We start from the raw sequence: 24403 nt of genomic DNA, 5'->3' as shown, positions 1-24403 counted from the left end.
TTCCAATCAGAAACTGAACAATCCTTTCTGTATGATTTTCGTTTTTTGTTTATTCGATGGTGCTCAGTCAGCACTTTCACTGCGTTCGATTGTCTTCTTTAGGGCATTCCATGGTAGTGTGGCACACTTGATGCGTTGGGGGAATTTGGCAACGCCTGCGAGGAGGGAGGCGTCTCCCAGTTCCTTCTGGCGTGCATCTTCTTGTCCTTGGACCATTTGTGAGAAGATTTCTGCCAGTTCTTGAATCTGACTGATTTCTTTGCCAAGGACTGCCTCGGTCATCATGGACGCCGATGCGGTTGAAATAGTGCAGCCAACTCCGTCAAAAGCAATATCGGTAATCACATCTTTTTCAATCTTGACTGACAGTTCAATCACATCGCCGCAGGTTGGGTTGTGGAGTTCTAGTTTTTCCACTCCATCCAAACTTCCGCGATGATGAGGCGACTTGGAGTGTTCAGACACAACTGCCATATAAAGAGAATCTAATCTAGATAGGGCCATTGAAAAACTCCTTTGTCTTGATGATTGCCTCAACCAACTTATCACAGTCGGCCTTGGTATTGTAGATGTAAAAACTTGCTCGCACGGTGGCTGGTACCTGCAAATATCTGAGAAGCGGTTGGGCACAATGGTGGCCAGCCCGCACAGCAACACCTTCATAGTCCAGAGCAGTTGCCACGTCATGTGGATGCAAGTCGTCCAAGTTAAAGGCGATAACTCCCGTCCGCTTGGACAGGTCCTGACTGCCATAAATGGTCAAACCTGAAATAGCCTGTAATTTGGGAAAGACATAGTCAACCAGCTCTGCCTCGTGGGCCTGGATAGCGTCCATGCCAATTTCCGTTAGGTAATCAATGGCTGCTCCCAGCCCAATGGCACCTGCAATATTGGGCGTTCCTGCCTCAAACTTCCAAGGCAATTCCTTCCAAGTGGCTGACTGCTCATAGACAAAGTCAATCATCTCACCACCGAATTCAACAGGCGACATGAGATTGAGCAATTCTTCCTTGCCGTAGAGAACGCCGATTCCTGTCGGTCCTAACATTTTATGACCTGAAAAGGCATAGAAGTCCACGTCTAATTCTTGCACGTTGACGGCCATGTGGGGAACTGACTGGGCTCCGTCCACCACCAAGTAGGCACCGACTTCATGCACCAGCTCTGCTATTTCCCCAATAGGAACCACGCCACCTAGGACATTGGATACGTGGGCTAGGGAGACGAACTTGGTCTTAGAAGACAACAGCGACCGCAGGTGGTCCATGTCTAGCTCGCCGTCTTTTAGGGTCACATAGCGGAGCTTAGCACCTGTTTGCTGGCAGGCTTGCTGCCAAGGGATGATATTGGAGTGGTGCTCTTGGACCGAGATGATCACTTCCTGGTCTGGCTGGAGAATTTCCTTTGCAAACTGAGCTACCCAGTTAAGACTGGTGGTCGTTCCTCTGGTAAAGAGAATTTCCTTACTAGACTTGGCCTGGATAAAATCTGCCACCTTCTGCCGAGCCGCCTCGTAGCGAGCAGTTGCCCGTTCCGAAAGGGTGTGAACGCCACGGTGAACATTGGCATTATCCCTCTGGTAATAATCCGCCAGCACATCTAGTACCTGCTGCGGTTTTTGAGTGGTCGCCGCATTGTCCAAATAGACCAGCGGCTCATCGTTAACAACTTGGTCTAGGATTGAAAAATCCTTGCGAATGCGTTCCAAATCCATATCTTATCTCTTTGTTAGTTTTTCTTCAATCACGGCAATCAGTTGGTCACGAACTTCCTTGACAGGAATTTCGGTAATGACTGCGCCAAGGAAACCGCGAACAACCAAGCGTTCAGCAGTTGCTCGGTCCAGACCACGACTCATGAGGTAGTACATGTCTTCTGGATCCACCTGACCGATTGAGGCTGCGTGTCCAGCTGTGACCTCGTTCTCATCAATGAGGAGAATTGGGTTGGCATCGGAGCGAGCCTTGTCAGACAGCATGAGGACACGGCTTTCTTGCTGGGCATCTGCACCTTTAGCACCACGAACAATGTGTCCGATACCATTGAAGGTCAAGGTTCCGCTTTCTAAGATAACCCCATGTTGCAGGATGTGTCCGACCGAATTATGACCGTAGTTGGTCACGCGCGTATCCACACCTTGTACCTGACGACCAGATGAAAGGCCGACAACTTTGAGGTTGGCATGACTGCCGTTTCCTTTTAATTCGCTGTCCAAATCGGCAACTACATTTCCTTCGTTGAGCAGACCAATCGCCCAGTCAATCGTTGCATCGTTTCCGAGATAGCCACGACGGTTGAGGTAGGTATCCAAATGCTTACCAAGGCGGTCAATGGCCGCAAACTTGATTTGGCTACCAGCAAGAGCAATTACTTCCACGACAATATTGGCTGAAGTCGCTGCTGCTCCGTCGCCCAGACTTTCAAAACGCTCCAGGTAATTAAGCTTGGCATTTTTTCCTGCGATGATGAGGACACGTTTGTTAAAGGCAACTGGAATAGTGCTGTCTTGGTAGAAAAGGGCCTCAACTGGCTGGTCGATTTCAACATTATCTGGCACATAGAGGACCGCTGTTGCGTTAAAATAGGCTGTGTTGTAGGCTGCTAATTTGTGCTCATCGTAGGCTACGGCAGCGCCGATGTATTTTTCAAGCACACCTGGAATGATGTCCATAGCCGATGCGAAGTCTGTAAAGACTACACCCTTCTCTACAAGGTCAACCGGCAACTGCTCTAGAACAGTTTGGCTGCCAACCTGTACCAACATAGGATTGTCACCGATGGCTGTAAAATCTGGAACTGCCCCGATTTCATCATTTGTGGCTAGGCTTCCGTCACCCAAATTCCAACGATGAAACTTAACCCGCTCGATAACCGGCAAGTCCAGCTCTGCTATTTTGTCAAAAGCCTTAAGACGCAGGTCTGTCAACCAAGTTGGTTCTGCCTGCAAGGCTGAAAATTCTTGAATTTTTTCTTTGGTCATAGCTTCCTCCAAAGACTTAAATGTCATCTTCTTTGTAGTCAATGCCAAGCTCAGCTGCAACTTGGACATAACCTTCTTTTTCCAAGCGTTGCGCCAATTCTGGTCCGCCTGAAAGCACGACACGGCCTTCCATCATGACATGGACAACGTCTGGTGTGATGTAGTTGAGCAAGCGTTGGTAGTGGGTGATAATCATGGCACCGAAGCCTTCACCACGCATAGCATTAATTCCTTTTGACACGACTTTAAGCGCATCAATGTCCAATCCTGAGTCAATCTCATCAAGAAGGGCAAAGGTTGGCTCCAACATGAGCAGTTGCAAAATCTCATTGCGTTTTTTCTCACCGCCTGAGAAGCCTTCATTGAGGTAGCGCTCTGCCATTTCCTCTTTCATGTTGAGGAGTTCCATTTTTTCATCCAACTTGGTAATGAAATCACGGACAGAAATCTTGTCTTCATCTTCCTTACCAGCATTCATAGCAGCACGGAGGAACTCTGCATTGGTGATCCCTGGAATTTCTGACGGGTATTGCATAGCCAAGAAGAGTCCCATGCGGGCACGTTCATCGACTTCTAATTCTAAAATATTGACACCGTCAAACAGAATCTCACCTTGGGTCACTTCATAACTTGGATTGCCCATGATAGCAGCTGAAAGGGTGGATTTCCCTGTTCCGTTCGGTCCCATGATGGCTGCAATTTCACCTGTTTTAAGGGTCAAATTCACACCCTTCAAGATTTCTTTGCCTTCAATCTCCACATGAAGGTCTTTGATTTCTAATACTGACATGCTGTGCTCCTTTTCATTTTTGTCCTCTTCAAAAACCACATTAACTGACCAAGCAAACTAGATACACCGACAAGACTCAACTTTGGCAGTGGGAAAGAACTCGACCATTCATAGAAGAGTTCGTCAACAAGTCTTTATTTCTAGTTGTTGAGCTCCACCGGACTGTTAACTCCAATCAACCACTGCATTGAGATGTTGACGCTAACTTTGAAAAGCGGTGCGGGGCTTGAGCCCAGCCTCTTTTCTTGTTAATGATGATTTTCAGAGAGTGTTAATCTATAAAATAGTCTTTTCTGACAATTTTAATTAACTATATCCACTATATTATATCAAAAAAAGAGCCTGACGGCTCTTATCTTGTTTAGAAAGATTCTTATTTTCTTTTTTTCTCTTCGTAGCACTTTTTATACTTTGCGATTTTTTCTTGACGGTAACTGCTATTACCAATAAAACGAAGAAGGTTGAGCAACGGAGTTCTATTGATACCAAAGATGCCAATCAATTCACAGAGAATCTCAATCCCCAGTCCCATGGTCACCAATAGGAGAATTCCCCCTATTCGACTCGAAACATTGAGCAAAAGAGAGGTCAGGGAGAATAAGAAAGAGATGGCGTAAATCACCAATACTGTGCCACGATGAGTAAGTCCCAGAGAGAGCAAGCGATGATGCAGATGCATCTTATCTGCTTCATAGATTTTTTGCCCAGACAATTTTCGACGAATGATGGCTACTACAGTATCCGTAATAGGCACTCCAAGAATAATCATCGGAGTAACCACTGCAACAGCTGTCGAATTTTTCAGTCCTTGAAGCGACAAGACTCCAATCATAAACCCAATGAAAAGGGCTCCTGTATCGCCAAGATAAATGATGGCGGGATTATAGTTGTAAGGTAAAAAACCAACAATCGCCGCAACCAAAACAAAGATGGTTAAGGTCAAAAAAATATTGCTATCATGCAAAAAGAAATAAGACACAATTCCCATCGTTGTCAAGGAAATAATCGATACTCCCGAAACCAGACCATCCAGACCATCAATCAAGTTGACTGCATTCGTAATGGAAACAATCCAAAGGACCGTTAATAGAAAAGAGAGCCAGACAGGAAATTGAAGGAAAGGTCCTCCAAAAGGAATTTTAAAGCTATCAAAACGAAATTCCGTAAAAATCCAAATGATTGTCGCTGCAGCTAGAATACCAAACATTTTAGGAGCAGGCTTTAGCTCCTTGACATCATCAATGAATCCCGTAAGAACGATAATGCTGGATGCTAGGACCAGGGGCCAGATATAATGCAAGTAAGTGCCATGGTAATTGACACGGGTAACAATTCCTGGTAAAAACCATAGGACAGAAATGGTAAACGCCACAAAGATGGCCAGCCCTCCCGCTGAAGGCATGGGCACCTTATTTATCCGCCGTGCATTTGGATTATCGACTGCTCCAACCCTCAGGGACATAAAACGAACCAAGGGGGTCGCAATGGCTGATATGATCATGGTTGTAATAATGACCATTATGTATTTTAGAGCAAAAGGAATCATACTGTCGGAACCTTCCTAAGCTCCTCGATTGCCGCAAGCGGAAGCATCAAAGTTCCGTGTTCTTGTAAAGCAGGTCTGGTCAACTTCGTATCATTGGTAAATTCCAACATTCGTGAGAGAATGTAGCCTGGATACTGCTTGGAACGATTTTCTACATTGATAAGAACGGTCAAGTAGTAGTGACCATCCATTTTATATAATTCCGATTCTTCTACTGGATAATCAACCGTACCAACAAAAGTAAACAGATCCTCTATCGTTGGAAATTCCAAGATATAGTAAATATAGCGCTCCTGCTCCTCTTCATCTGCTTCTTCCTCTTGCTCTACCTCTTCCAAATGACGAACGGCTGTTGCATCCGGTGCACTTTTCTCACGAACGGTTTGCTCCAAACTCTTGAAAAACTCATCTGGAGTCATACTTGCGACATCACCAAGTTCCGACAAATCTGTAAATTCATCGAAATTCAAGCTCTGATCCAAATCAGACTTGGTAACAAAGATGTCCACCCGATCTGGCTTCGGAGTCACACGAAAACTCAGCATACCGCTTTCTCGGAAAGTCATTGGTAAATCCAATTCATCCAAAACAGTATAGAAGAACTCCTCTGTCTTTTCTTGCGGAATGAGAAAGTCCGAAAGTTCCATTCCTCTCTCTTCCAAATCATCTAATTTTATAGTGATTTTCAAGGTTGAATCACTAATTTGCTTTACTTTCATAACTACCTCATTCATTGATTCATCAATTTCTTAAAATTGATTGATCATTTTCAATACTCATACATATCTTCCACCATTATACTAAAACCAAGCTCGAAAGACAAAAGAAAAGCAGGTCTCCCTGCTCTTAAAATAAAAATGTGATAAAGGCATAAACCAATAAAATCGCCCCCAAAATGATACGGTAGTAACCAAAAACTGTGAAATCATGTTTTTTAACAAAGTCTGTCAAGAAACGAATAACAACTAAGGATACCAAGTAAGCCGTCACACTAGCGACTAACAAGAGCCATACCTGCTCCATATTCAGGCTATTGCCATCTAAGAAATATTTAACAGCCTTCAAGCCACTATAACCAAACATGGTTGGAATCCCAAGGAAGAAGGTAAAATCTGCCGCCACAGATCGGCTGGTCCCCAAAATGATTGCTCCCAGAATGGTCGCACCTGAGCGACTAGTCCCCGGAACGATACTTAAGACCTGGAAACACCCAATCAACAAGGCAGTTTTATAAGACATTTTCGCTAAGTCCGTCACCTGTGGCTCTACACCTCTGTTACGGTTCTCAATCCAAATAAAGGCAATACCGTAGACAATCAAAGCAATCGCAATCGGTACCATAAAATTGAAGTGCGCTTCAAACCAATTATCCAACGGGACTGCAATTAGGATGGACGGAATACAGGCAATGACAACCTTGGCCCATAATTGCCAAGTCAATTGAATATCACGCTTGGTTTTTCCAGGCTGAAATGGATTCAATTTTTTAAAGTAAATAGTCATAACTGCTAGAATTGCTCCTAGCTGAATGACAATATTAAACATTTCTAGAAAGTTCTTACTTTGGTTTAATTTCACGAACTCTTGAACCAAAATTAAATGCCCAGTTGAAGAAACTGGCAACCACTCCGTTACCCCTTCAATGATTCCTAAAAATATAGCCTTCAACAATTCCAATAGCATAAAAAGCTCCTTTTCATCAATTCTCTACATTATATCATAAAAAAACTCCCTATTCATAGTACAAGGATATTGAAATTTGTCAGAATTTTTAATAAAATGGTGTAATAGCATTTTAAAGGAGACATTATGAAACGTAAACTCAGTATATTTCTGCTGACCCTAATCGCTGTTTTTTCTGTAACAACAGGGGTTCGGGCAGACGAATACCTGCGGGTCGGTATGGAAGCCGCCTACGCACCATTTAACTGGACCCAAGAAGATGATAGCAACGGTGCCGTTCCTATTGAGGGAACCAATCAATTTGCCAACGGATATGATGTTCAGGTTGCAAAAAAAATCGCTGCATCCATGGACAAAGAACTCTTGGTTGTTAAAACCAAGTGGGAAGGGTTGGTCCCTGCTCTTACATCTGGTAAAATCGATATGATTATCGCCGGTATGAGCCCGACAGAAGAGCGCAAGAAAGAAATCGCCTTCTCAGATAGCTACTACACTTCAATTCCTACCCTGGTTGTTCGTTCTGATAGTCAGTACGCAAACGCAACCAGCTTGGCAGATTTTGCTGGCGCAAAAATCACTGCCCAGCAAGGGGTTTACCTCTATGATTTGATTGACCAAATTGAAGGGGCTAACAAACAGACTGCCATGGGAGATTTCTCCCAAATCCGTCAAGCTTTAGAATCTGGCATTATAGACGCCTATGTTTCTGAACGTCCAGAAGGTCGTACAGCAGAAGCTGCAAATAAAGCTTTCAAAATGGTTGAATTGGCAGACAGTTTTGAAACCAATGCCGAAGACGTGACCATTGCTGTCGGTATGCGCAAAGATGACGCTCGTATCACTCAGGTCAACGAAGTCTTAGCAACTATTTCAGAAGAAGAGCAAATCGCACTTATGGATGATATGATTGAAAACCAACCCGTTGAAGAAGCCAGCGAGGGCGAAACACCTAGTTTCTTCGCCCAAGTTTGGAATATTGTTGTTAACAACTGGCAACAACTTCTGCGCGGAACTGGGATGACATTACTCATTTCCATCCTCGGTACAATTATCGGTACTGCTATCGGTCTCCTCATCGGTGTCTTCCGTACAGCTCCAAAAGCAGCAAACAAGGCGCTTGCTATTGGTCAAAAAGTGCTCGGTTGGATTATCAATATCTACATCGAAATTTTCCGTGGTACGCCGATGATTGTACAATCCATGGTTATTTACTATGGTACCGCCCAAGCATTCGGACTCAATCTTGACCGCACACTTGCCGCTATCTTCATTGTATCCATCAACACAGGTGCCTACATGAGCGAGATTGTCCGCGGTGGTATCTTTGCCGTCGATAAGGGCCAATTTGAAGCTGCTACTGCTCTCGGATTTACCCATAATCAGACCATGCGTAAGATTGTCCTTCCACAGGTTATTCGTAACATCTTACCAGCGACTGGTAATGAATTTGTCATCAATATCAAAGATACTTCTGTATTGAACGTTATCTCAGTTGTTGAACTCTATTTCTCAGGAAATACTGTCGCAACTCAAACCTATCAATATTTCCAAACCTTCACGGTTATTGCTATTATCTACTTCATTCTAACCTTTACTGTGACACGTATCTTACGCGCAGTTGAAAAGCATTTTGATACAGATACATACACAACAGGTGCAAACCAAATGCAAGTCGAGGTGCCACATGACTAAAAATGTAATTCTTGAAATCAAAAATCTAAAGAAATCATACGGACAAAATCAAGTCCTCAAAGACATCTCTATTAGCGTTGAAAAGGGCGAGGTTATCTCAATCATCGGTTCATCTGGTTCGGGAAAATCAACCTTCCTCCGTTCTATCAACCTTTTGGAAACACCAACAGAAGGACAGATTCTATACCACGGACAAGATGTTTTGGCTAAAGGATATGATTTGACGACTTACCGTGAAAAACTAGGTATGGTATTCCAATCCTTCAACCTTTTCAACAATCTAAATGTATTGGAAAATGCCATTGTAGCACAAACTACGGTACTGAAACGAGATCGAGCTGAGGCAGAGAAAATCGCCAAGGAAAACCTCAATAAGGTTGGCATGACCGAACAGTACTGGCAAGCCAAACCAAGCCAACTCTCTGGTGGACAGAAACAACGTGTGGCCATTGCACGCGCCCTATCTGTTGACCCAGAAGTTATCCTCTTTGATGAGCCGACTTCTGCTCTCGATCCAGAGATGGTCGGGGAAGTTCTCAAAACCATGCAAGATTTGGCAAAATCAGGATTGACGATGCTTATCGTAACTCACGAAATGGAATTTGCCCGTGACGTATCTGACCGCGTTATCTTTATGGATAAGGGTGTCATCGCCGAAGAAGGCAGCCCTCAACAAATCTTTGAAAATCCCCAGGAAGAACGCACACGTGAATTCCTTCAGCGTTTTCTTGGATAAACTCAATCTGTTCCATAGAAGACTATTACTTACCAGTTTCAAAGCTGGTAAGTTTTTTTAGACTAAAAAAAGAGGAATCGCAAAATTCCTCTTTTTGGACATCTCTAAACGAAACCATTTAGATTAGTTTTCAAATTTCTTGTGGTTTTTGTCGTAAAAATCAATCAAACCCAAGGCAGTTGCAAATGAAATATTGTCAATCTTAGCGCGACCTTGTGCAAGAGCGATAACTGACATTTCACGAGCATTTGTTTCCTTACTGATACGGTAACCTGTGATTTTCTTTTCACGAACCCAGCCGACAACAGCGGCTACTTTTTCGTAACTAGTCATTAGAAACCCCTTTCTTTTTTATTCGTGCAATTAAGTATAATACAGATAAACCTATTTTGTCAAGCAAATTGTTCGGTTTTTACTATGATTTTACTTTAAGAGACGATAATAGTTGTGTTCTGATATCTTCTACTCCTTCCGGATTCGCAGGAAGGAAAATGGTTTGATTACCTCCTTGTGCAAAATTATTGAGAGTATCCAAGTATTGGTTGGTCAGCAAGATAGACATAATCTGCTCTTCAGATAGGCTAACATTTGATTCTTTCAGTTCACGAATCGAATCTGCCAAGCCATCTACAATTGCCTTCCTTTGTTGGGCAATCCCCACACCATGTAGACGGTCTTTTTCAGCCTCTGCTTCTGCTGCTGTGACAATTTTAATCGTGTCAGCTTCTGCCAATTCCTGGGCCGCAACCCGTTTCCGCTGAGCTGCGTTAATTTCATTCATAGATTGCTTAACCTCGGCGTCTGGCTCTACCTTGGTAATTAAGGTTTTGACAATAACATAACCGTAGGTTGACATTTCTTCTGCTACTTGTTTTTGTACCTCAAGTGCAATCTCATCCTTTTTCTCGAAGAGCTCATCCAGGGTCAATTTAGGTACAGATGAACGCAGGGCATCTTCAATATAGGACTTAATCTGTGCTTCTGGGTGCATGAGCTTGTAATAGGCATCCGTCACATTATTTTCATTTACTCGATATTGAGTTGCCACATTCATTGTGACAAAAACATTATCCTGCGTCTTAGTTTCTACCACAATTTCACTCTGCAACATCCGCAATTGAATGCGGGCTGCGATGACATCAACTCCAAATGGTATTTTAAAGTTAATACCTGAAGTAGATGTTTTTTGGTATTTCCCAAAGCGCTCAATAATAGCGACCGTCTGCTGCTTGACAACGTATAGCCCTGAAGCAATCAAAATCAAAGCAATCAGTACAAAGAACAAGAAACTACCAATAAAAACAATTGGACCAAGCACCATAATGACCTCCTAAACTAGCATTTTATAAAGCGAATCATTTTCATGAAGATTGATGTACTGGGGATCAAACTCTTCCAAGCGAGAAATAAACTGTATATAATCTGTTTTATCTCCTAGGGCAATACCGATTAGAACCGGCCCTGTTCCCTTATTGGCACGTTTGATATATTCAAAACGAGTAATATCATCATTTGGCCCTAGAATATCATTTACAAATTCACGAAGAGCCCCTGGACGTTGTGGAAAATTAACAACAAAGTAGTGTTTAATTCCCTCGTAGATAAGCGCACGTTCCTCCATTTCCGGCATCCTGTTGATGTCGTTATTACCACCAGAAATGATACAACAAATGGTTTGCCCCTTGATTTGGTCCTTGACTACCTCAAGAGCTGCAATCGTTGCTGCTCCTGCTGGCTCAGCAACAATACCCAGCTTAGAATAGAGGTCTAAAATAGTCCCAGAAATCCATCCCTCATCCACACCAATCAGGCGATCTACGTATTTCCGAGCCACTTCGTAGGTCGACTTACCAACTTTCTGTACCGCAATACCGTCAGCAAATTTATCAATTTGGTCTAATTTAACCGGACGACCTTTATCAAAAGCCGCTTTCATTGACCGTGCCCCACTTGCTTCAACACCAACAATCTTAATTTCAGGTGCATGTTCTTTCAGATAGGCCGAAACGCCTGCAACCAGACCACCTCCTCCTATGGGAACTAAAATTTGGTCAAAACTAATGGTTTGCTCTTCCGCTTCTTCCAAGATTTCATAGGCTACTGTTCCCTGACCAGCCTGCACATTTTCATCATCGAATGGGTCTATAAAGGTTTTCCCACTTTCCTGAGTATAATCTTGTGCCGCCTTGGCTGACTCATCGAAGGTATCTCCTACGAGCCGAATCTCTACGTAGTCTCCTCCGAAAAATTTAACCTGCCCTATTTTTTGTTGCGGAGTTGTAATGGGCATGAAAATCGTAGCAGGAATTTGCATTTCCTGACAGGTGTAGGCCACACCTTGAGCATGGTTCCCGGCCGAAGCACAGACCACTCCGCGTGACTTCTCATCATCTGTCAATTGTGAAATAGCATAATAGGCTCCTCGAATTTTAAAAGATCGAACACGCTGTTCATTTTCTCTTTTTAAATAAATAGTTGCACCATATTTTTCCGACAAGTATCGACTATAATCCAAGGGGGTACGTACTACCACGCGCTTAAGAACGGAGTATGCTTGTTCTACATTTTTTGCTGTAATCATAGTTCCATTAATTTCTTTCTATATTTATTGTATCAATATTCCCTGAAAAATCCTAGCAATTAGACTTATATTCAAGCTACTAGCATGTTGTTCAACAGAAAACGAATGTTTAATTTTATAAAAATCTATTTATGAACAAAATGGGCAAAAGAGCTGGGAAAACCAGCTCTTTTATTCATTTTCGGAGATAGGGAAAAAGGGAATGACATCCCCTCATCTGCCAACTCAAACCTTAAATGTATTGCCATCACTCAAAGTAAAGCTGACTATCACCCTATCTACCTTGATAGTGTTTAATTATAGATTTTGAATGCGTCGTCATCATTGCGTCCGACAAATGGCATTGCTTTGCGGAGTTCTGCACCTACTTTTTCGATTTCAAGATTCTCTGCTTCTTTACGATAAGCTTCCATACGTGGACGACCTGCTTTATAGTCATTTACAAAGTCATTTGCAAATTTACCAGATTGAATATCTGCAAGGACTGCCTTCATGTTTTCTTTGACTTGGTCTGTAATGACACGTGGGCCTGATACATAGTCACCGAATTCAGCAGTGTTTGAGATAGATTGGCGCATTTTCTTAAAGCCACCTTCGTAGACAAGGTCAACGATAAGTTTCATCTCGTGGAGAACTTCGAAATAAGCCAATTCTGGTGCATAACCTGCTTCTGTCAAGACTTCAAAACCTGCCTGCATAAGGGCTGTCAAACCACCGCAGAGAACAGCTTGCTCACCAAACAAGTCTTCTTCCGTTTCTTCCTTGAAAGTTGTTTCCAAAAGACCAACACGGGCTGAACCAACACCTTTTGCCCAGTCCATCGCAATATGTTTTGCATTGCCAGTTGCATCTTGGTAAACAGCATAGAGGGCTGGTACTCCAAAACCTTCTTCAAAGGTACGGCGTACCAAGTGACCTGGACCTTTTGGTGCACACATGAAGACATCCACATCTGCTGGTACCTTGATAAATTCAAAGTGAACGTTGAAACCATGGGCAAAACCAAGGGCATTGCCCGCTTCCAAGTTTGGAGCGATTTCGTCATTGTAAAGGTCTGCTTGGATTTCGTCTGGAGCCAAGATCATGATGACATCTGCTTGTTTTGCTGCTTCTGCTACTTCAAAAGTTTCAAAACCGTCTTCTTTTGCCTTGTCAAATGACTTACCTGCACGCACACCGATGATGACATCGTGCCCTGTATCACGCAAGTTTTGAGCATGGGCATGACCTTGTGAACCATAACCGATAACGGCGATACGTTTACCGTCAAGTGCTGCTACTGTTACATCTTTTTCATATTGCATTGTTACTGTCATAAGATTCTCTTTTCTATTTTTTTAATTATAAGGTTGGATGTTCAAAGAAAACGAAGGCTAGACTAGGCGATGTAGGCGAAGATAGAACTAACCTCCATCAAGCCAAATCAACGCAGGATAGGTCTTATTATCGAAAAGGATTAGTCTCTACTAAAGCCAGTCGCACCCGTTCTTGCGATATTCTTGATGCCATAAGGCTGAATCACACGCAGGAGGGCGTCAATCTTATCTCCATCACCTGTCATTTGGATGGTAATGGAGTGAGGTGCCACATCGACAACATTTGCTCTAAAGGGTTGGATAATCGCTAAAATTTCTGCTCGTTTTGTTGGCGGAGCTGAAATTTTGACAAGAATCACCTCACGCTCTAAGTGGGGTATGTCCGTTAAGTCACGTACTCGAACCACATCAATCAAGCGGTTCAGCTGCTTGATGATTTGTTCGACCTCATCGTGACTGGCCACGTCTACAATTACCGTCACACGTGAGATGCCATCTACTTCTGTTGGGCCGACGGAGATGGACTCAATATTGATTTGGCGACGAGATAGAATACCCGTAAAGCGGTTAAGGACGCCTGATGAATTTCGTAATTTAGCTGTTAACATTCTACGCATTGAACTTCACCCCCAACATTTCTGCATTGCTCTTACCTGCTGGCACCATCGGTTGAACATGTTCACGATTAGAAATATGAACTTCTATGAGCATTGGTTTATCTTCTAAGATAACTTTCATGTCTTCACTTAGAGTCGCTGGATTGTCAAAACTATAATGACTAATGCCATAAGCTTCTGCCAACAATTGGAAATTCGGTTCATCGTCAAATACAGATTGGCTACGACGCTTTTCATAGAAGGATTCCTGCCATTGACGAACCATTCCAAGAGAGTGGTTATTGATCAATACAACCTTAATCGGTACACCATAGCCATTCAAAATAGCCAATTCTTGGTTGGTCATTTGGAAGCCACCATCACCAACAAAGATGATTACTTCTTTATCTGGATTGGCTAATTTGGCGCCGATAGCTGCAGGAATACCAAAGCCCATGGTCCCCATGCCACCAGATGTTACAAGTTGACGTGCATGTTTGTAGGGGTAGAATTGGGCAGCCCACATTTGATGCTGACCAACATCTGTCACGACAATGGCCTCCCCTTGCGTCAACTGACCAATTAATTCAATTGCCGCCTGTGGCTTAATAACCTTTTCATCTTCATCATACCAAAATGGCGCCCGACGTTTGTTTTCCAATACTTGTGCCGTCCAATCAGCATAGCCTGTTTCGACTGTTTCTAAAGCAAGTAGAGCTTTCAAGGTTGCCTTAGCATCGCCCACTACTGGAATAGCCGTTTTGACAACTTTACCAATTTCTGCGGGATCAATATCAATATGTGCTACCGTCGCATTTGGCGCATAGGTTGTTGGATTTCCTGTTAGGCGGTCATCGAATCGCGCTCCAATATTGATAATGTAATCAGCCTGATCCATAGCCATATTGGCAGCGTATGAACCGTGCATCCCCCCCATAGCCAAGGATAATTCATGCTCAATGGGCATTGCACCTAATCCAAGGAGGGTTGAAACTACTGGAATACGGTAGCGCTCTGCAAAGGCAACTAATTCTTTATTGGCATCTGCATAATTGACACCACCACCAGCCAATATAACTGGTTTTTGAGCTTGGCTAAGCTGTTTCAAAATTTTCTTAACCTGCAAACCATTTGGTTCAATCGTTGGCTGATAACTTGGTAGGTGTAGAGTTGGGTCATGATAAAAATCAACAACTCTTTCTTGGATGTCTTTTGGAACATCAATAACAACGGGACCCGGTCTCCCCGTTGTTGCAATATGGAGAGCTTCTGTAATGACTCTAGGAATATCTGCCGTATCCCGAATTTGGTAATTGTACTTGGTAATCGGCATTGTCATCCCCAAGACATCTGCTTCCTGAAAAGCATCTTTACCGATACCACGTGTTGCGACTTGACCAGTAAAAACTAAAAGAGGAACACTATCACCCATTGCGTCCGCAATTCCAGTAATGGCATTGGTAGCTCCTGGCCCAGAGGTTACAATGGCTACGCCCACCTTTCCTGATGATTTAGCGTATCCTTCGGCCTCGTGGACCGCTCCTTGTTCATGACGAGCCAAAATATGCTGGATTCCCTCATATTGATAGATAGCATCATATAGAGGCAAAACTGCCCCACCAGGATAACCAAAAACAAGGTCTACTCCTAGTTGATGCAGGGTGTCTAAAATGAGATAGGACCCCGAACGCGGTTGGTCTAGTTGAATTTCTTGCACGAATATTCCTCCTCTCTGCAAATTTGTTATCTACTATAATATCACAAGGAAGTAGAATGTCAAGGAATTTTCTGAAAATTCCTACATTTGTTCGTTTTCTTAACTATTTCCTAACATTTTCTTAAGCAAAACTTAAGCAAATCCCTTGACCGGCTTGGTTTCAGCTTGCTTTTAGAAAACTTCAGTATAGTAGTCCTAACAAGAAAAATAAATGAGGTTTAGGATATGTATTATGTAGTGATACCGGCTTACCAGCCAGATGAAAAATTAATCCAACTATTAGAAATAATGAAAAACAGGCTAAATTGTCAGGTCATCGTTGTAGATGATGGTAGTACTGGCGCATCCAAAAATATTCTTGAAATCGCCAAAACCTATGCGATTGTTCTACACCATGATGTCAATAAAGGAAAAGGCCAAGCCTTGCGAACAGCCTTTAGTTTCATCCAAGATTTGAGAAAACCAGGTGTTATCGTAACTGCTGACGCAGATGGTCAACACGCTGTAAATGATATTGACCGTGTCGCACGCGCCGCCATGAATCTACCAAGCCGCCTCATCCTTGGCGTCCGTCAATTTACTAAGGACATCCCGCTCCGTAGCCGATTTGGTAACAAACTAACCAGAGTATTGTTTAGACTGCAAACTGGTGTCAATGTGTCCGATACACAAACAGGCTTGCGTGGATTCCATACTGACTTAATTCCATTCATGTTAGATATTGAAGGCGACCGCTATGAGTACGAGATGAACATGTTAACTCAGGCAAGTCAACGCTATAAAATTACGGAAGTTCCAATTCAAACTATTTATATCGATGATAATGCCAGTTCGCATTTTCGTCCCATAAAAGATGGGCTGCTCGTTTACAAAAATCTCTTCAAATTTGCCCTGACATCTTTTGGTGGATTTCTAGTTGACTACGGAGTATATGCACTTGCCTTATTGCTACTCACTAGCTTACCAACTGCTGTACGCTTATTGGTCGCAAACACGATTGCTCGCATTTGTAGCGCTACCTGCAATTTTGCACTTAATAAGAAATTAGTCTTTAACAATGAAGAGAGCATCGCACGAACAGGCGCAGGCTACTTTACACTAGCCTTTGTCCTCTTCCTTTGCGATACAGCCCTCCTCTATCTCTTCCACCAAATTCTAGGACTCAACCTCTACATTGTCAAACTTGCAGTTGGTATCTTCCTTTTCCTAGCCTCTTGGTTTGTTCAAAAGAATATTATTTTTAAAGAAAGGAAATCATTTTCCCATGAAATTGCTTAAAAACCCCTTTGCCTACGCATCCATCTTCGGAATGCTTTTGACAGGAGGTTTTACTTACTCCATGTTAAAAACCTTCGTGCTTTCCGAGGCTATCACAACGGTTGCTGCAAGCAATGCTACTTCTACGAGCGAGCAAAATACGACTACAGCTTCGTCTTCCACTACTGCCACAACAGCAACGAATGTCTCTACAACGGATACTAGTTACACTGATGACAATATCCAAATCAACCTAGAGACCATCACTACCAACAACACAACTGTTTACGTCGCAGATATTCAAGTCAGCTCTCCAGAGTATTTAAAGACAGCTCTAGCCCAAAATACCTATGGCACGAACGTAACAGCTAAAACTTCTGAAACTGCGGCAGCAAACAATGCCATTCTAGCGGTTAATGGTGACTACTACGGAGCCAATTCAACTGGTTATGTTATTAAGAATGGGGTTCTGTATCGAGACACTGTTCGGGACAATGCAGCTTATGGCGACTTGGCCATCTACGCAGACGGCTCATTTGAGGTCATTTATGAAAATGAGATTACCGCCCAAGAATTGATTGACAAGGGTGTCGTCAACCTCTTAGCATTTGGTCCATCATTGGTCGAAAACGGCGAAATTGTCGTCGATACTTCAACAGAAGTCGGACGTGCAATGTCATCCAACCCTCGTTCTGCTATCGGGATTATCGATGAAAATCATTATATCATCGTCGTAGCAGATGGACGTACGTCTGAAAGCCAAGGACTCTCTCTCTATCAATTGGCAGAAGTTATGAAACAATATGGTGCTCAAACTGCCTACAACCTTGATGGCGGTGGTTCATCTACTCTTTATTTTAACGGTCAAGTTATTAACAACCCAACAACAAATGGAAATACTATCTCAGAAAGGGCGGTGAGTGACATTGTCTACATCGGTTACTAATTCAACTACAAGAGTTTCAAGAACATTTATCTCCTACTTAGCAATAACAGCTTTCCTGTTTATTTTCAGTCGAATCTATGAAAGTCTCAGCTATGGCGAAGTCTCTGTCTTTATGCATTATATGTTCTGTATACCATTAATAGGCGGAGCTGTGCTACTCGGTCTGCTGCAACTTATACCTACCCTTTCACGTCTCTCTTATAATTTGTGGAATTCTGGCGTTGCAACTATTACAGCTGGGTGTCTTCTCCGAGGCATTATCAACCTATCTGGACGTTCAACTACCTTAGATCAACCTTATTGGTACATCGGCGCAGCCTTCCTAGTTCTATCTTTAGTCAGTCTTTTTATCAATCCATCCGCAAAACAATCGTCGAAAAACGACCACTTAATCTACAAATAAATTGTAATGGCACTTAACATTCTTAGGTGCCTTTTACTGTGGAATGAATTGTTGAAAAATTCGGAAATTTCCAATTATTTATCAAATCTTTTATCGTTTCTTTCATATCTATGATATAATGGGTAAAATAAGATAGGGAGAAGAAAATTATGATCGATACAAACAAACTTAAAGACTTTCGACATCGCAGCTCTGTTTACGATTCGATGGTCAAATCGCCCAACCGTGCTATGTTGCGTGCCACAGGCATGACCGATGATAGCTTTGAAAAGCCTATTGTTGGGGTTATTTCGACATGGGCTGAAAACACACCCTGTAACATCCACCTTCATGACTTTGGAAAATTAGCCAAAGAAGGTGTCAAGGAAGCAGGTGCCTGGCCTGTCCAATACGGTACCATCACCGTTGCAGACGGGATTGCCATGGGAACTCCCGGTATGCGCTTCTCCTTGACTTCACGTGATATCATTGCAGATTCTATTGAGGCAGCTATGGGAGGACACAACGTGGATGCCTTTGTCGCAATCGGTGGCTGTGATAAAAACATGCCTGGTTCCATGATTGCCATCGCCAATATGGACATTCCTGCCGTATTTGCCTACGGTGGAACCATCGCTCCAGGAAACCTCAATGGTAAAGATATTGACTTGGTTTCTGTCTTCGAAGGAATCGGAAAATGGAACAATGGCGACTTAACTGCTGAAGAAGTTCGTCAGATTGAGTGTAATGCCTGTCCTGGACCTGGTGGTTGTGGTGGTATGTATACTGCCAATACCATGGCTACTGCCATTGAGGTAATGGGCATGTCTATTCCTGGCTCTTCTTCTCACCCTGCTGAATCTCCTGAGAAGAAGGCTGATATTGAAGAAGCTGGTCGTGCTGTTGTACGCATGCTAGAACTCGGCATCAAACCATCTGACATTATGACGCGTGAAGCCTTTGAAGATGCTATTACAGTCACAATGGCTCTAGGCGGCTCAACCAATGCTACGCTCCATCTTCTAGCCATCGCCCATGCTGCTAATGTTGAATTAACACTGGAAGATTTCAACGATTTCCAAGAGCGTGTACCTCACTTGGCAGACCTCAAACCATCTGGTAAATATGTTTTCCAAGACCTCTATAATGTCGGCGGTGTCCCTGCGGTTATGAAATACTTGCTCAAAAACGGCTTCCTTCATGGCGACCGCATCACATGTACAGGTAAAACCGTTGCTGAAAACCTAGAGAATTTTGCAGACTTGACTCCAGGTCAAGATGTCATCATGCCACTTGAAAATCCAAAACGTGCAGATGGCCCACTCATCATCCTCAAAGGTAACCTTGCTCCTGAAGGTGCCGTTGCCAAGGTTTCTGGTGTGAAAGTCCGCAACCATACAGGTCCAGCCAAGGTCTTTGATTCTGAAGAAGAAGCGATCGAAGCAGTCTTGACTGACGAAATCGTAGATGGCGATGTAGTCGTTGTCCGCTATGTTGGACCAAAAGGTGGACCTGGTATGCCTGAAATGCTGTCCCTTTCTTCTATGATTGTCGGAAAAGGCCAAGGTGACAAGGTAGCCCTTCTAACAGACGGTCGTTTCTCTGGTGGTACCTATGGACTGGTTGTCGGACACATCGCACCTGAAGCTCAGGATGGTGGACCAATTGCCTACCTCCGTACAGGTGATTTGGTGACGGTTGACCAAGATACCAAAGAAATCACCATGCACGTTTCTGACCAAGAAATCGAAGAACGCAAGAAAACCACTGTCATTCCACCACTCTACTCTCGTGGTGTTCTCGGTAAATACGCCCACACCGTATCCTCTGCCTCAAAAGGAGCCGTTACCGACTTCTGGAGACCAGAACGTACGGGGAAAAAATAAGGAACTCAACGACCCTGTCCTCGTGGCAGGGTTTTCCAAAAGGAGAAAAAATGAAACTAAACGTCGAACTCTCCCGCTTTCGAGTCAAAGAAGGGAAAACTGCCAAAGTAGATGAATGGATGGCCTTTCTCAACGAGCACATGGAAGACACTCTCCTCACTCTTGAAGGAGAGAAAATGTATATCGAAACCATCTTCCGTGAAGTACTGGACGACCGCGAATACCTCTACTGGTACTCTGTCCAAGCCGAAGGAGGGATTGAAGTCAAAGATTCAGAATCCTATATCGACAAAAAACATTTAGAATACTGGGAAGAATGTATCGACCCGAGCTATGGCATGGTCGATTTGGATCCGCAAGTTATCATGATTCCAAAGCCTGTTTATGAAACCATAGAAGAACTAAATAGACAATACGATGAAACATTTAAAAAGTGAGGCTGGACAGAAAGTCCAGCCTCACTTTTCAGAGTTCGTGTCAACATCTCAGCGCAGTGGTTGATTGGCTCTAACAGTCCACTGGACTGTTAAAGGTTGGAGATAAGATTTTGCAAAGCAAATCTCAGCAATTCGTGTTTTACACTCCAAATCCGACCATTACGACTGTTGCGAACAGAGTTCGCTTTATCTCCAACCTCAAACTGTCTCCCAGACAGTTTTGTAGCGAACTCTGTTCGCCCTATCTCCAGCCTCCAAAGATTCCCCGAACCTTTGGAGCTATGCGGAGGTGGGAGCGAAATAGTCCAGTGGACTATTTTAGCCCGAACCAACATATTTGGAAGCGAGGGGAACTCTTTTGATCGTCAAGTTCTTTCCAGCTCCCATTTTCTTTTTATTTCGGACTGATACCAAGCGTAATGCGTCCAAGACGACTGATGCGGGTCATCTTCCAAGCAGGAGACCAGACAATCTCTACCTGTGCATCGTTTATACCATCAATCGTTTTCAAGGCTGCAACCAATTCACCAGGCATAGTATCCGCACAAGAACAACCTGAATCTGTAAAGGTCATGATAACCTTACAAAAACCAGCTTCATCTAAATGAATCTCATAAATCAAACCCAAATTGTAGATGTCTAGTTCAATTTCAGGATCGTAAATGGATTCTAAAACCTCTATCAACTGTTCTGATACAGTTAAGGCTCGTTCATTAATCTGAATATCTTCTCTCATTAGCTTTCTCATCTTTCTAATTTGTATCATTTTCTCATATTTTTTATCAATTTTCAAGAAAAATTTGCAAATTCTGAATATTCAAAAAAGAGGTTTGAACGAAACCTCTTTTTAATGATTAGCCTTCTCTAGAATCGACGTAATAGAGAATAGAGAATGGCTAGTGTAACTAAGAAAATGATGGTTTTATAGAAAAGACCTCGTCTTTTCTTATCCGGTTTTGGTTCAACGTAACGAGCTTCTTGAATTTGTTGAGTGATTTCATCTTCTAATAGTTGATTTTTTTTTGTCATCAAAAGCCTCCCCTAGCCTAAGATAGCTACATAGTTTTCTACAAATTCATTACTTGTATGAGTGCGCTGTTCAACGACCTTGTCAGTCAGTCGCCCAGCATTCGAATTCAGTAGTTCTACTAATTTGTGTGGTTCTGCCTGTGGTACAATATGATCTTTAATAATTAACGAAGCATTATGAACAGTATTTTCAAAAGCAAAAATCAACATGTTTTGCTCAAAGGCTTTCCGAACCACTTCCATTACTTGACTTCCATGATTGATGTCCAAATAGATGTCACAGGTATCATATAATCGTTCAAGCGCCCTTTGTGAAATATTTGGGTAAAGTTGAACATTGTCCCTGGTATCAAAAGCCATCAAACGCTGTGACATTTCAGTCAAGGCAGCAATATGAAATTTGAAATTCGGCAGAGCAGTCGTCAAATAGTCCAGTTGCTCAATCTGATCCGAGTTTGTAAAAATAAAAATGTCTTGTCGGTTCTGATTCTCACGTCTTTGAGGGTAGATATAGCCAAGATATACTAACTTTTCAGCCTGTTCTGCAGGCAGAAGCGTCCGCATCTTGTCAAAAGTAGCCTTATCCTGAACCACGACGGTCTGGGTGCGTTGAGTAGCACTAGCCAGTAAAATTTTCATATTACCAGGAATGTCATCTCCTATCGTTTCCTGCCAGAAAAGAATATCCTGTCCTGGTTGTGGCATATTGTAAGATAGGAAAAAAGGAGTCGACAGGGAATTATACCAAATTTGCGAAGTGTCCCAGCCCATCTCTTTAAAGTAGTGTTTTAAAAATGCTACACGATTTTCAAAAAAATGAGTCTTTCCTTGCCAATTTAGGATAACATCGCCAGTCATAAAGTTTTCTACAATGACTTCCAAGCCTTCGCGAGTAAAATAACTACGCGTTGTTGCCTTTTGTTCTGCAGTAAAATAGGTCCGAGCATAGAGCCAGCCATATTGATTGTAATGGTCTGTAAAACGAACTTTTTCATTCTTATCCATCCAATCAACATTCTTCACATATCGTAAATGCTTGGGCTCTGCATAGAAAATTTTCGCACGTTTTTCGCTATATTCCCAGATTTCTCCCTCACCGTTAGTGCCTGTAATTTCCCAGAATGGTGGCACCTTTATCTGATTAAAATAAAGAGGTTTTCCGTGACCGGCTTCCATCTGGCAATAGTATGAATAAACGGATGTCACACCTTCTGGCAAAAAACCATCATCGTTGATGACAACAGTAGAGCCTGTAAGCCCTGCTTGCTTCAAGGAGTAGTACAAATCTTGACTAGCTGTATGAAAATAATCAAATAATAAAATCATCGCTTACACCTCCTCGATAAATGTTTGCCAAGCTTCTTCTAGACGACTGGTTAGAAATTCTTCTGCCCGCTTGTAAGAAGCCTGATGCCAGGCATCCAATTGGTTAGATTGATACAGTTGAATCAAGCGCTTCGCAAATTCTTGTGCATAGATAATGGCATCATCTGGGTCCTGTCTCGGAATAAGAGAACCATTTTTTTCATTTTCAACAAAGGTTTGGTTCCCGTACGGAACATCCAGACCAATAATCGGCAAACCTGAGCCGATAGCTTCCATCAGAGTCAAACCGAAGCCTTCACTGGTTGAGGCTGTCAGATATACTTGATACTGCTGATAAATATCAGTCAAATCATGGTGTCCCTTGAGATGAATATAACTTTGCGCTTGATGTTGCTCAATCATGCTTGCCAACTTCGATTGCTGACCACCAGCACCATAAATATCAAATGTTAGGTCAGGTAGTTGCTTCTGCGCTAAGACGACACCTTCAACTAACCAATCAATATGTTTTTCTGCAGCTAAACGTGAACAGGTAAGAAGCGAGAATGGACGTCTTCCTTCGGCTGAATGACGCAATTTATCTAAACTACCGACTGGCAAGACAAAAATAGCTGGATCTAAATTTGTATATTTTTTAAATTGAGCAGACAGCGTATCTTTCTGAGCCTGGGTGGATGTGATGAAGGCGTCAATTTTATCAGCATTGGTAAACTGATATTCATAATAATTATTCCAGAGAATGGTATCCTCTGTCATTGAATTAATATTGTAGTGTTCCGCATGAATCACCACAGCAACCTTTGCAGCTCCCTTATGACGAAGAATAGCTTGACCTGTTCCCGTCGCGCGATCCACAAGAATAATATCTTGACTGGTCAACTGCAAACAATCCAACATATAGCCAATCAATTCTTCTTTTGAAAATAAAATCGTATCCTTGAAACGGAATAGAGACTTTTCACCGTCACAGTTTTCTTCATAGGCTACACTGCCATCTTCATTGAAGAATGTCCGTTGATACAACTTAGGCTGATTGTCTACTGGTGCATAGTATTCAGAGAACATTTTTGTATAACTAAAATAGTCTTTACGAATAAGTTTCCCTTTGGATAGGTATTCGACACGTTGCACATAGTCTGGGTGATCTTTTCTCAAAAAACCAACGGCTACAATGCCCTTTTCCTTATCTTCATAGCGGATAGAGTCATTGTTTTGTGAGATTTTAACCATGCCAGATGATAAACTCGATTCAAACTGACCAATGGTATAGGTTGTCGATCTGGTTTTCACATCAGTAAAAAATCCATACAGCCATACTACTTCCTCATCTTGAAAACCAATATTAGCTGTATAATGTGCAAGGTTTTCACCTTGGAACATATCCGTAAAAATAAATTTACTGTCTTGCTGAATATTTCTTAGTATGCTCGCGCGATAGGCTTGAGCATACTCAACGCCACTACTGGCCCAACCGATACCTCGGTTGATATTGTAAATTGTCAT

General features: G+C 42.7%; 23 protein-coding genes. 6 read left to right on the top strand and 17 right to left on the bottom strand.

The window, feature by feature from the left end; translation table 11 throughout:
- Window positions 1–63: 63 nt before the first annotated feature.
- The 7 genes from sufU to ODU46_RS04460 all read right to left on the bottom strand — a co-directional run bounded on the left by sufU (window position 64) and on the right by ODU46_RS04460 (window position 6999).
- Window positions 64–504 (bottom strand): Fe-S cluster assembly sulfur transfer protein SufU, encoded by a 441-nt coding sequence (sufU, locus tag ODU46_RS04490; protein ID WP_136628882.1) that lies wholly within the window; start codon window positions 502–504, stop codon window positions 64–66.
- On the bottom strand, window positions 491–1714 hold the full coding sequence (locus ODU46_RS04485; protein WP_136628881.1) for a cysteine desulfurase: 1224 nt from the start codon (window positions 1712–1714) through the stop codon (window positions 491–493). The genes sufU and ODU46_RS04485 overlap by 14 nt, the downstream gene beginning before the upstream one ends.
- A 3-nt stretch (window positions 1715–1717) precedes the next feature.
- Window positions 1718–2980, bottom strand: a complete 1263-nt coding sequence (sufD, locus tag ODU46_RS04480) for a Fe-S cluster assembly protein SufD (RefSeq protein WP_398579303.1) — start codon at window positions 2978–2980, stop codon at window positions 1718–1720.
- Window positions 2981–2996: 16 nt separating this feature from the next.
- Complete coding sequence (gene sufC / locus ODU46_RS04475; RefSeq protein ID WP_002938165.1) at window positions 2997–3770, bottom strand: Fe-S cluster assembly ATPase SufC; 774 nt, start codon at window positions 3768–3770, stop codon at window positions 2997–2999.
- Between the two features lie 373 nt (window positions 3771–4143).
- Complete coding sequence (locus ODU46_RS04470) at window positions 4144–5316, bottom strand: MraY family glycosyltransferase (RefSeq protein ID WP_024385160.1); 1173 nt, start codon at window positions 5314–5316, stop codon at window positions 4144–4146.
- Window positions 5313–6035: an adaptor protein MecA gene (gene mecA, locus ODU46_RS04465; protein WP_002938171.1), complete on the bottom strand. Its 723-nt coding sequence runs from the start codon at window positions 6033–6035 to the stop codon at window positions 5313–5315. Before mecA ends, ODU46_RS04470 begins: the two co-directional genes overlap by 4 nt.
- Before the next feature lie 127 nt (window positions 6036–6162).
- Window positions 6163–6999, bottom strand: coding sequence for an undecaprenyl-diphosphate phosphatase (locus ODU46_RS04460; RefSeq protein ID WP_014638628.1), 837 nt, complete (start codon window positions 6997–6999; stop codon window positions 6163–6165).
- Between the two features lie 126 nt (window positions 7000–7125).
- Here ODU46_RS04460 and ODU46_RS04455 point away from each other — a divergent pair, with 126 nt between their 5' ends.
- Both ODU46_RS04455 and ODU46_RS04450 read left to right on the top strand, forming a co-directional pair.
- Window positions 7126–8691 carry an ABC transporter substrate-binding protein/permease gene (locus tag ODU46_RS04455; RefSeq protein ID WP_024393418.1) on the top strand — a complete coding sequence of 522 codons (1566 nt, stop codon included), beginning with the start codon at window positions 7126–7128 and terminating at the stop codon, window positions 8689–8691.
- Window positions 8684–9427 (top strand): amino acid ABC transporter ATP-binding protein, encoded by a 744-nt coding sequence (locus ODU46_RS04450; RefSeq protein ID WP_012775335.1) that lies wholly within the window; start codon window positions 8684–8686, stop codon window positions 9425–9427. The genes ODU46_RS04455 and ODU46_RS04450 overlap by 8 nt, the downstream gene beginning before the upstream one ends.
- Before the next feature lie 123 nt (window positions 9428–9550).
- Here ODU46_RS04450 and ODU46_RS04445 read toward each other — a convergent pair whose 3' ends face one another.
- The 6 genes from ODU46_RS04445 to ODU46_RS04420 form a co-directional block, all read right to left on the bottom strand.
- Window positions 9551–9760 (bottom strand): hypothetical protein, encoded by a 210-nt coding sequence (locus ODU46_RS04445; RefSeq protein ID WP_009910800.1) that lies wholly within the window; start codon window positions 9758–9760, stop codon window positions 9551–9553.
- A gap of 82 nt (window positions 9761–9842) precedes the next feature.
- A complete protein-coding gene (locus tag ODU46_RS04440; protein ID WP_398579302.1) occupies window positions 9843–10748 on the bottom strand; it encodes an SPFH domain-containing protein in 906 nt (301 codons plus the stop codon).
- Window positions 10749–10757: 9 nt separating this feature from the next.
- Window positions 10758–12008: a threonine ammonia-lyase IlvA gene (gene ilvA / locus ODU46_RS04435; RefSeq protein ID WP_398579301.1), complete on the bottom strand. Its 1251-nt coding sequence runs from the start codon at window positions 12006–12008 to the stop codon at window positions 10758–10760.
- A 293-nt stretch (window positions 12009–12301) separates the two neighbouring features.
- Window positions 12302–13324 carry a ketol-acid reductoisomerase gene (ilvC, locus tag ODU46_RS04430; RefSeq protein ID WP_002942259.1) on the bottom strand — a complete coding sequence of 341 codons (1023 nt, stop codon included), beginning with the start codon at window positions 13322–13324 and terminating at the stop codon, window positions 12302–12304.
- Between the two features lie 140 nt (window positions 13325–13464).
- On the bottom strand, window positions 13465–13941 hold the full coding sequence (gene ilvN / locus ODU46_RS04425; protein WP_024412902.1) for an acetolactate synthase small subunit: 477 nt from the start codon (window positions 13939–13941) through the stop codon (window positions 13465–13467).
- Window positions 13934–15637: an acetolactate synthase large subunit gene (locus tag ODU46_RS04420; RefSeq protein WP_105139558.1), complete on the bottom strand. Its 1704-nt coding sequence runs from the start codon at window positions 15635–15637 to the stop codon at window positions 13934–13936. Before ODU46_RS04420 ends, ilvN begins: the two co-directional genes overlap by 8 nt.
- Window positions 15638–15862: 225 nt before the next feature.
- Between ODU46_RS04420 and ODU46_RS04415 the strand changes: the two genes are divergently transcribed.
- The 4 genes from ODU46_RS04415 (at window position 15863) to ODU46_RS04400 (ending at window position 20545) form a co-directional block, all read left to right on the top strand.
- A complete protein-coding gene (locus tag ODU46_RS04415) occupies window positions 15863–16915 on the top strand; it encodes a glycosyltransferase (protein WP_398579300.1) in 1053 nt (350 codons plus the stop codon).
- A complete protein-coding gene (locus ODU46_RS04410; RefSeq protein WP_398579299.1) occupies window positions 16902–17840 on the top strand; it encodes a phosphodiester glycosidase family protein in 939 nt (312 codons plus the stop codon). The genes ODU46_RS04415 and ODU46_RS04410 overlap by 14 nt, the downstream gene beginning before the upstream one ends.
- A gap of 552 nt (window positions 17841–18392) precedes the next feature.
- Window positions 18393–20108, top strand: a complete 1716-nt coding sequence (gene ilvD / locus ODU46_RS04405; RefSeq protein WP_398579298.1) for a dihydroxy-acid dehydratase — start codon at window positions 18393–18395, stop codon at window positions 20106–20108.
- A gap of 50 nt (window positions 20109–20158) precedes the next feature.
- On the top strand, window positions 20159–20545 hold the full coding sequence (locus ODU46_RS04400; RefSeq protein WP_205028439.1) for a DUF6176 family protein: 387 nt from the start codon (window positions 20159–20161) through the stop codon (window positions 20543–20545).
- Between the two features lie 394 nt (window positions 20546–20939).
- Here the strand turns inward: ODU46_RS04400 and ODU46_RS04395 are convergent, their stop codons facing one another.
- The 4 genes from ODU46_RS04395 to gtfA form a co-directional block, all read right to left on the bottom strand.
- The gene (locus tag ODU46_RS04395; RefSeq protein WP_029171035.1) at window positions 20940–21281 is read right to left on the bottom strand and encodes a metal-sulfur cluster assembly factor; all 342 of its coding nucleotides are present in this window, start codon (window positions 21279–21281) and stop codon (window positions 20940–20942) included.
- A 128-nt stretch (window positions 21282–21409) separates the two neighbouring features.
- Window positions 21410–21577: a hypothetical protein gene (locus ODU46_RS04390; protein ID WP_153308745.1), complete on the bottom strand. Its 168-nt coding sequence runs from the start codon at window positions 21575–21577 to the stop codon at window positions 21410–21412.
- A 9-nt stretch (window positions 21578–21586) separates the two neighbouring features.
- Complete coding sequence (gene gtfB, locus ODU46_RS04385) at window positions 21587–22900, bottom strand: accessory Sec system glycosylation chaperone GtfB (RefSeq protein ID WP_398579297.1); 1314 nt, start codon at window positions 22898–22900, stop codon at window positions 21587–21589.
- Between the two features lie 3 nt (window positions 22901–22903).
- Window positions 22904–24403 carry an accessory Sec system glycosyltransferase GtfA gene (gene gtfA / locus ODU46_RS04380; protein WP_029171037.1) on the bottom strand — a complete coding sequence of 500 codons (1500 nt, stop codon included), beginning with the start codon at window positions 24401–24403 and terminating at the stop codon, window positions 22904–22906.

It is taken from the genome of Streptococcus sp. 2020WUSS089, from assembly GCF_044427405.1.
Classification (GTDB): domain Bacteria; phylum Bacillota; class Bacilli; order Lactobacillales; family Streptococcaceae; genus Streptococcus; species Streptococcus hashimotonensis.
The sequence above is the reverse complement of the archived record's forward strand: the minus strand, read 5'-3'. Positions and strand labels throughout refer to the sequence as shown.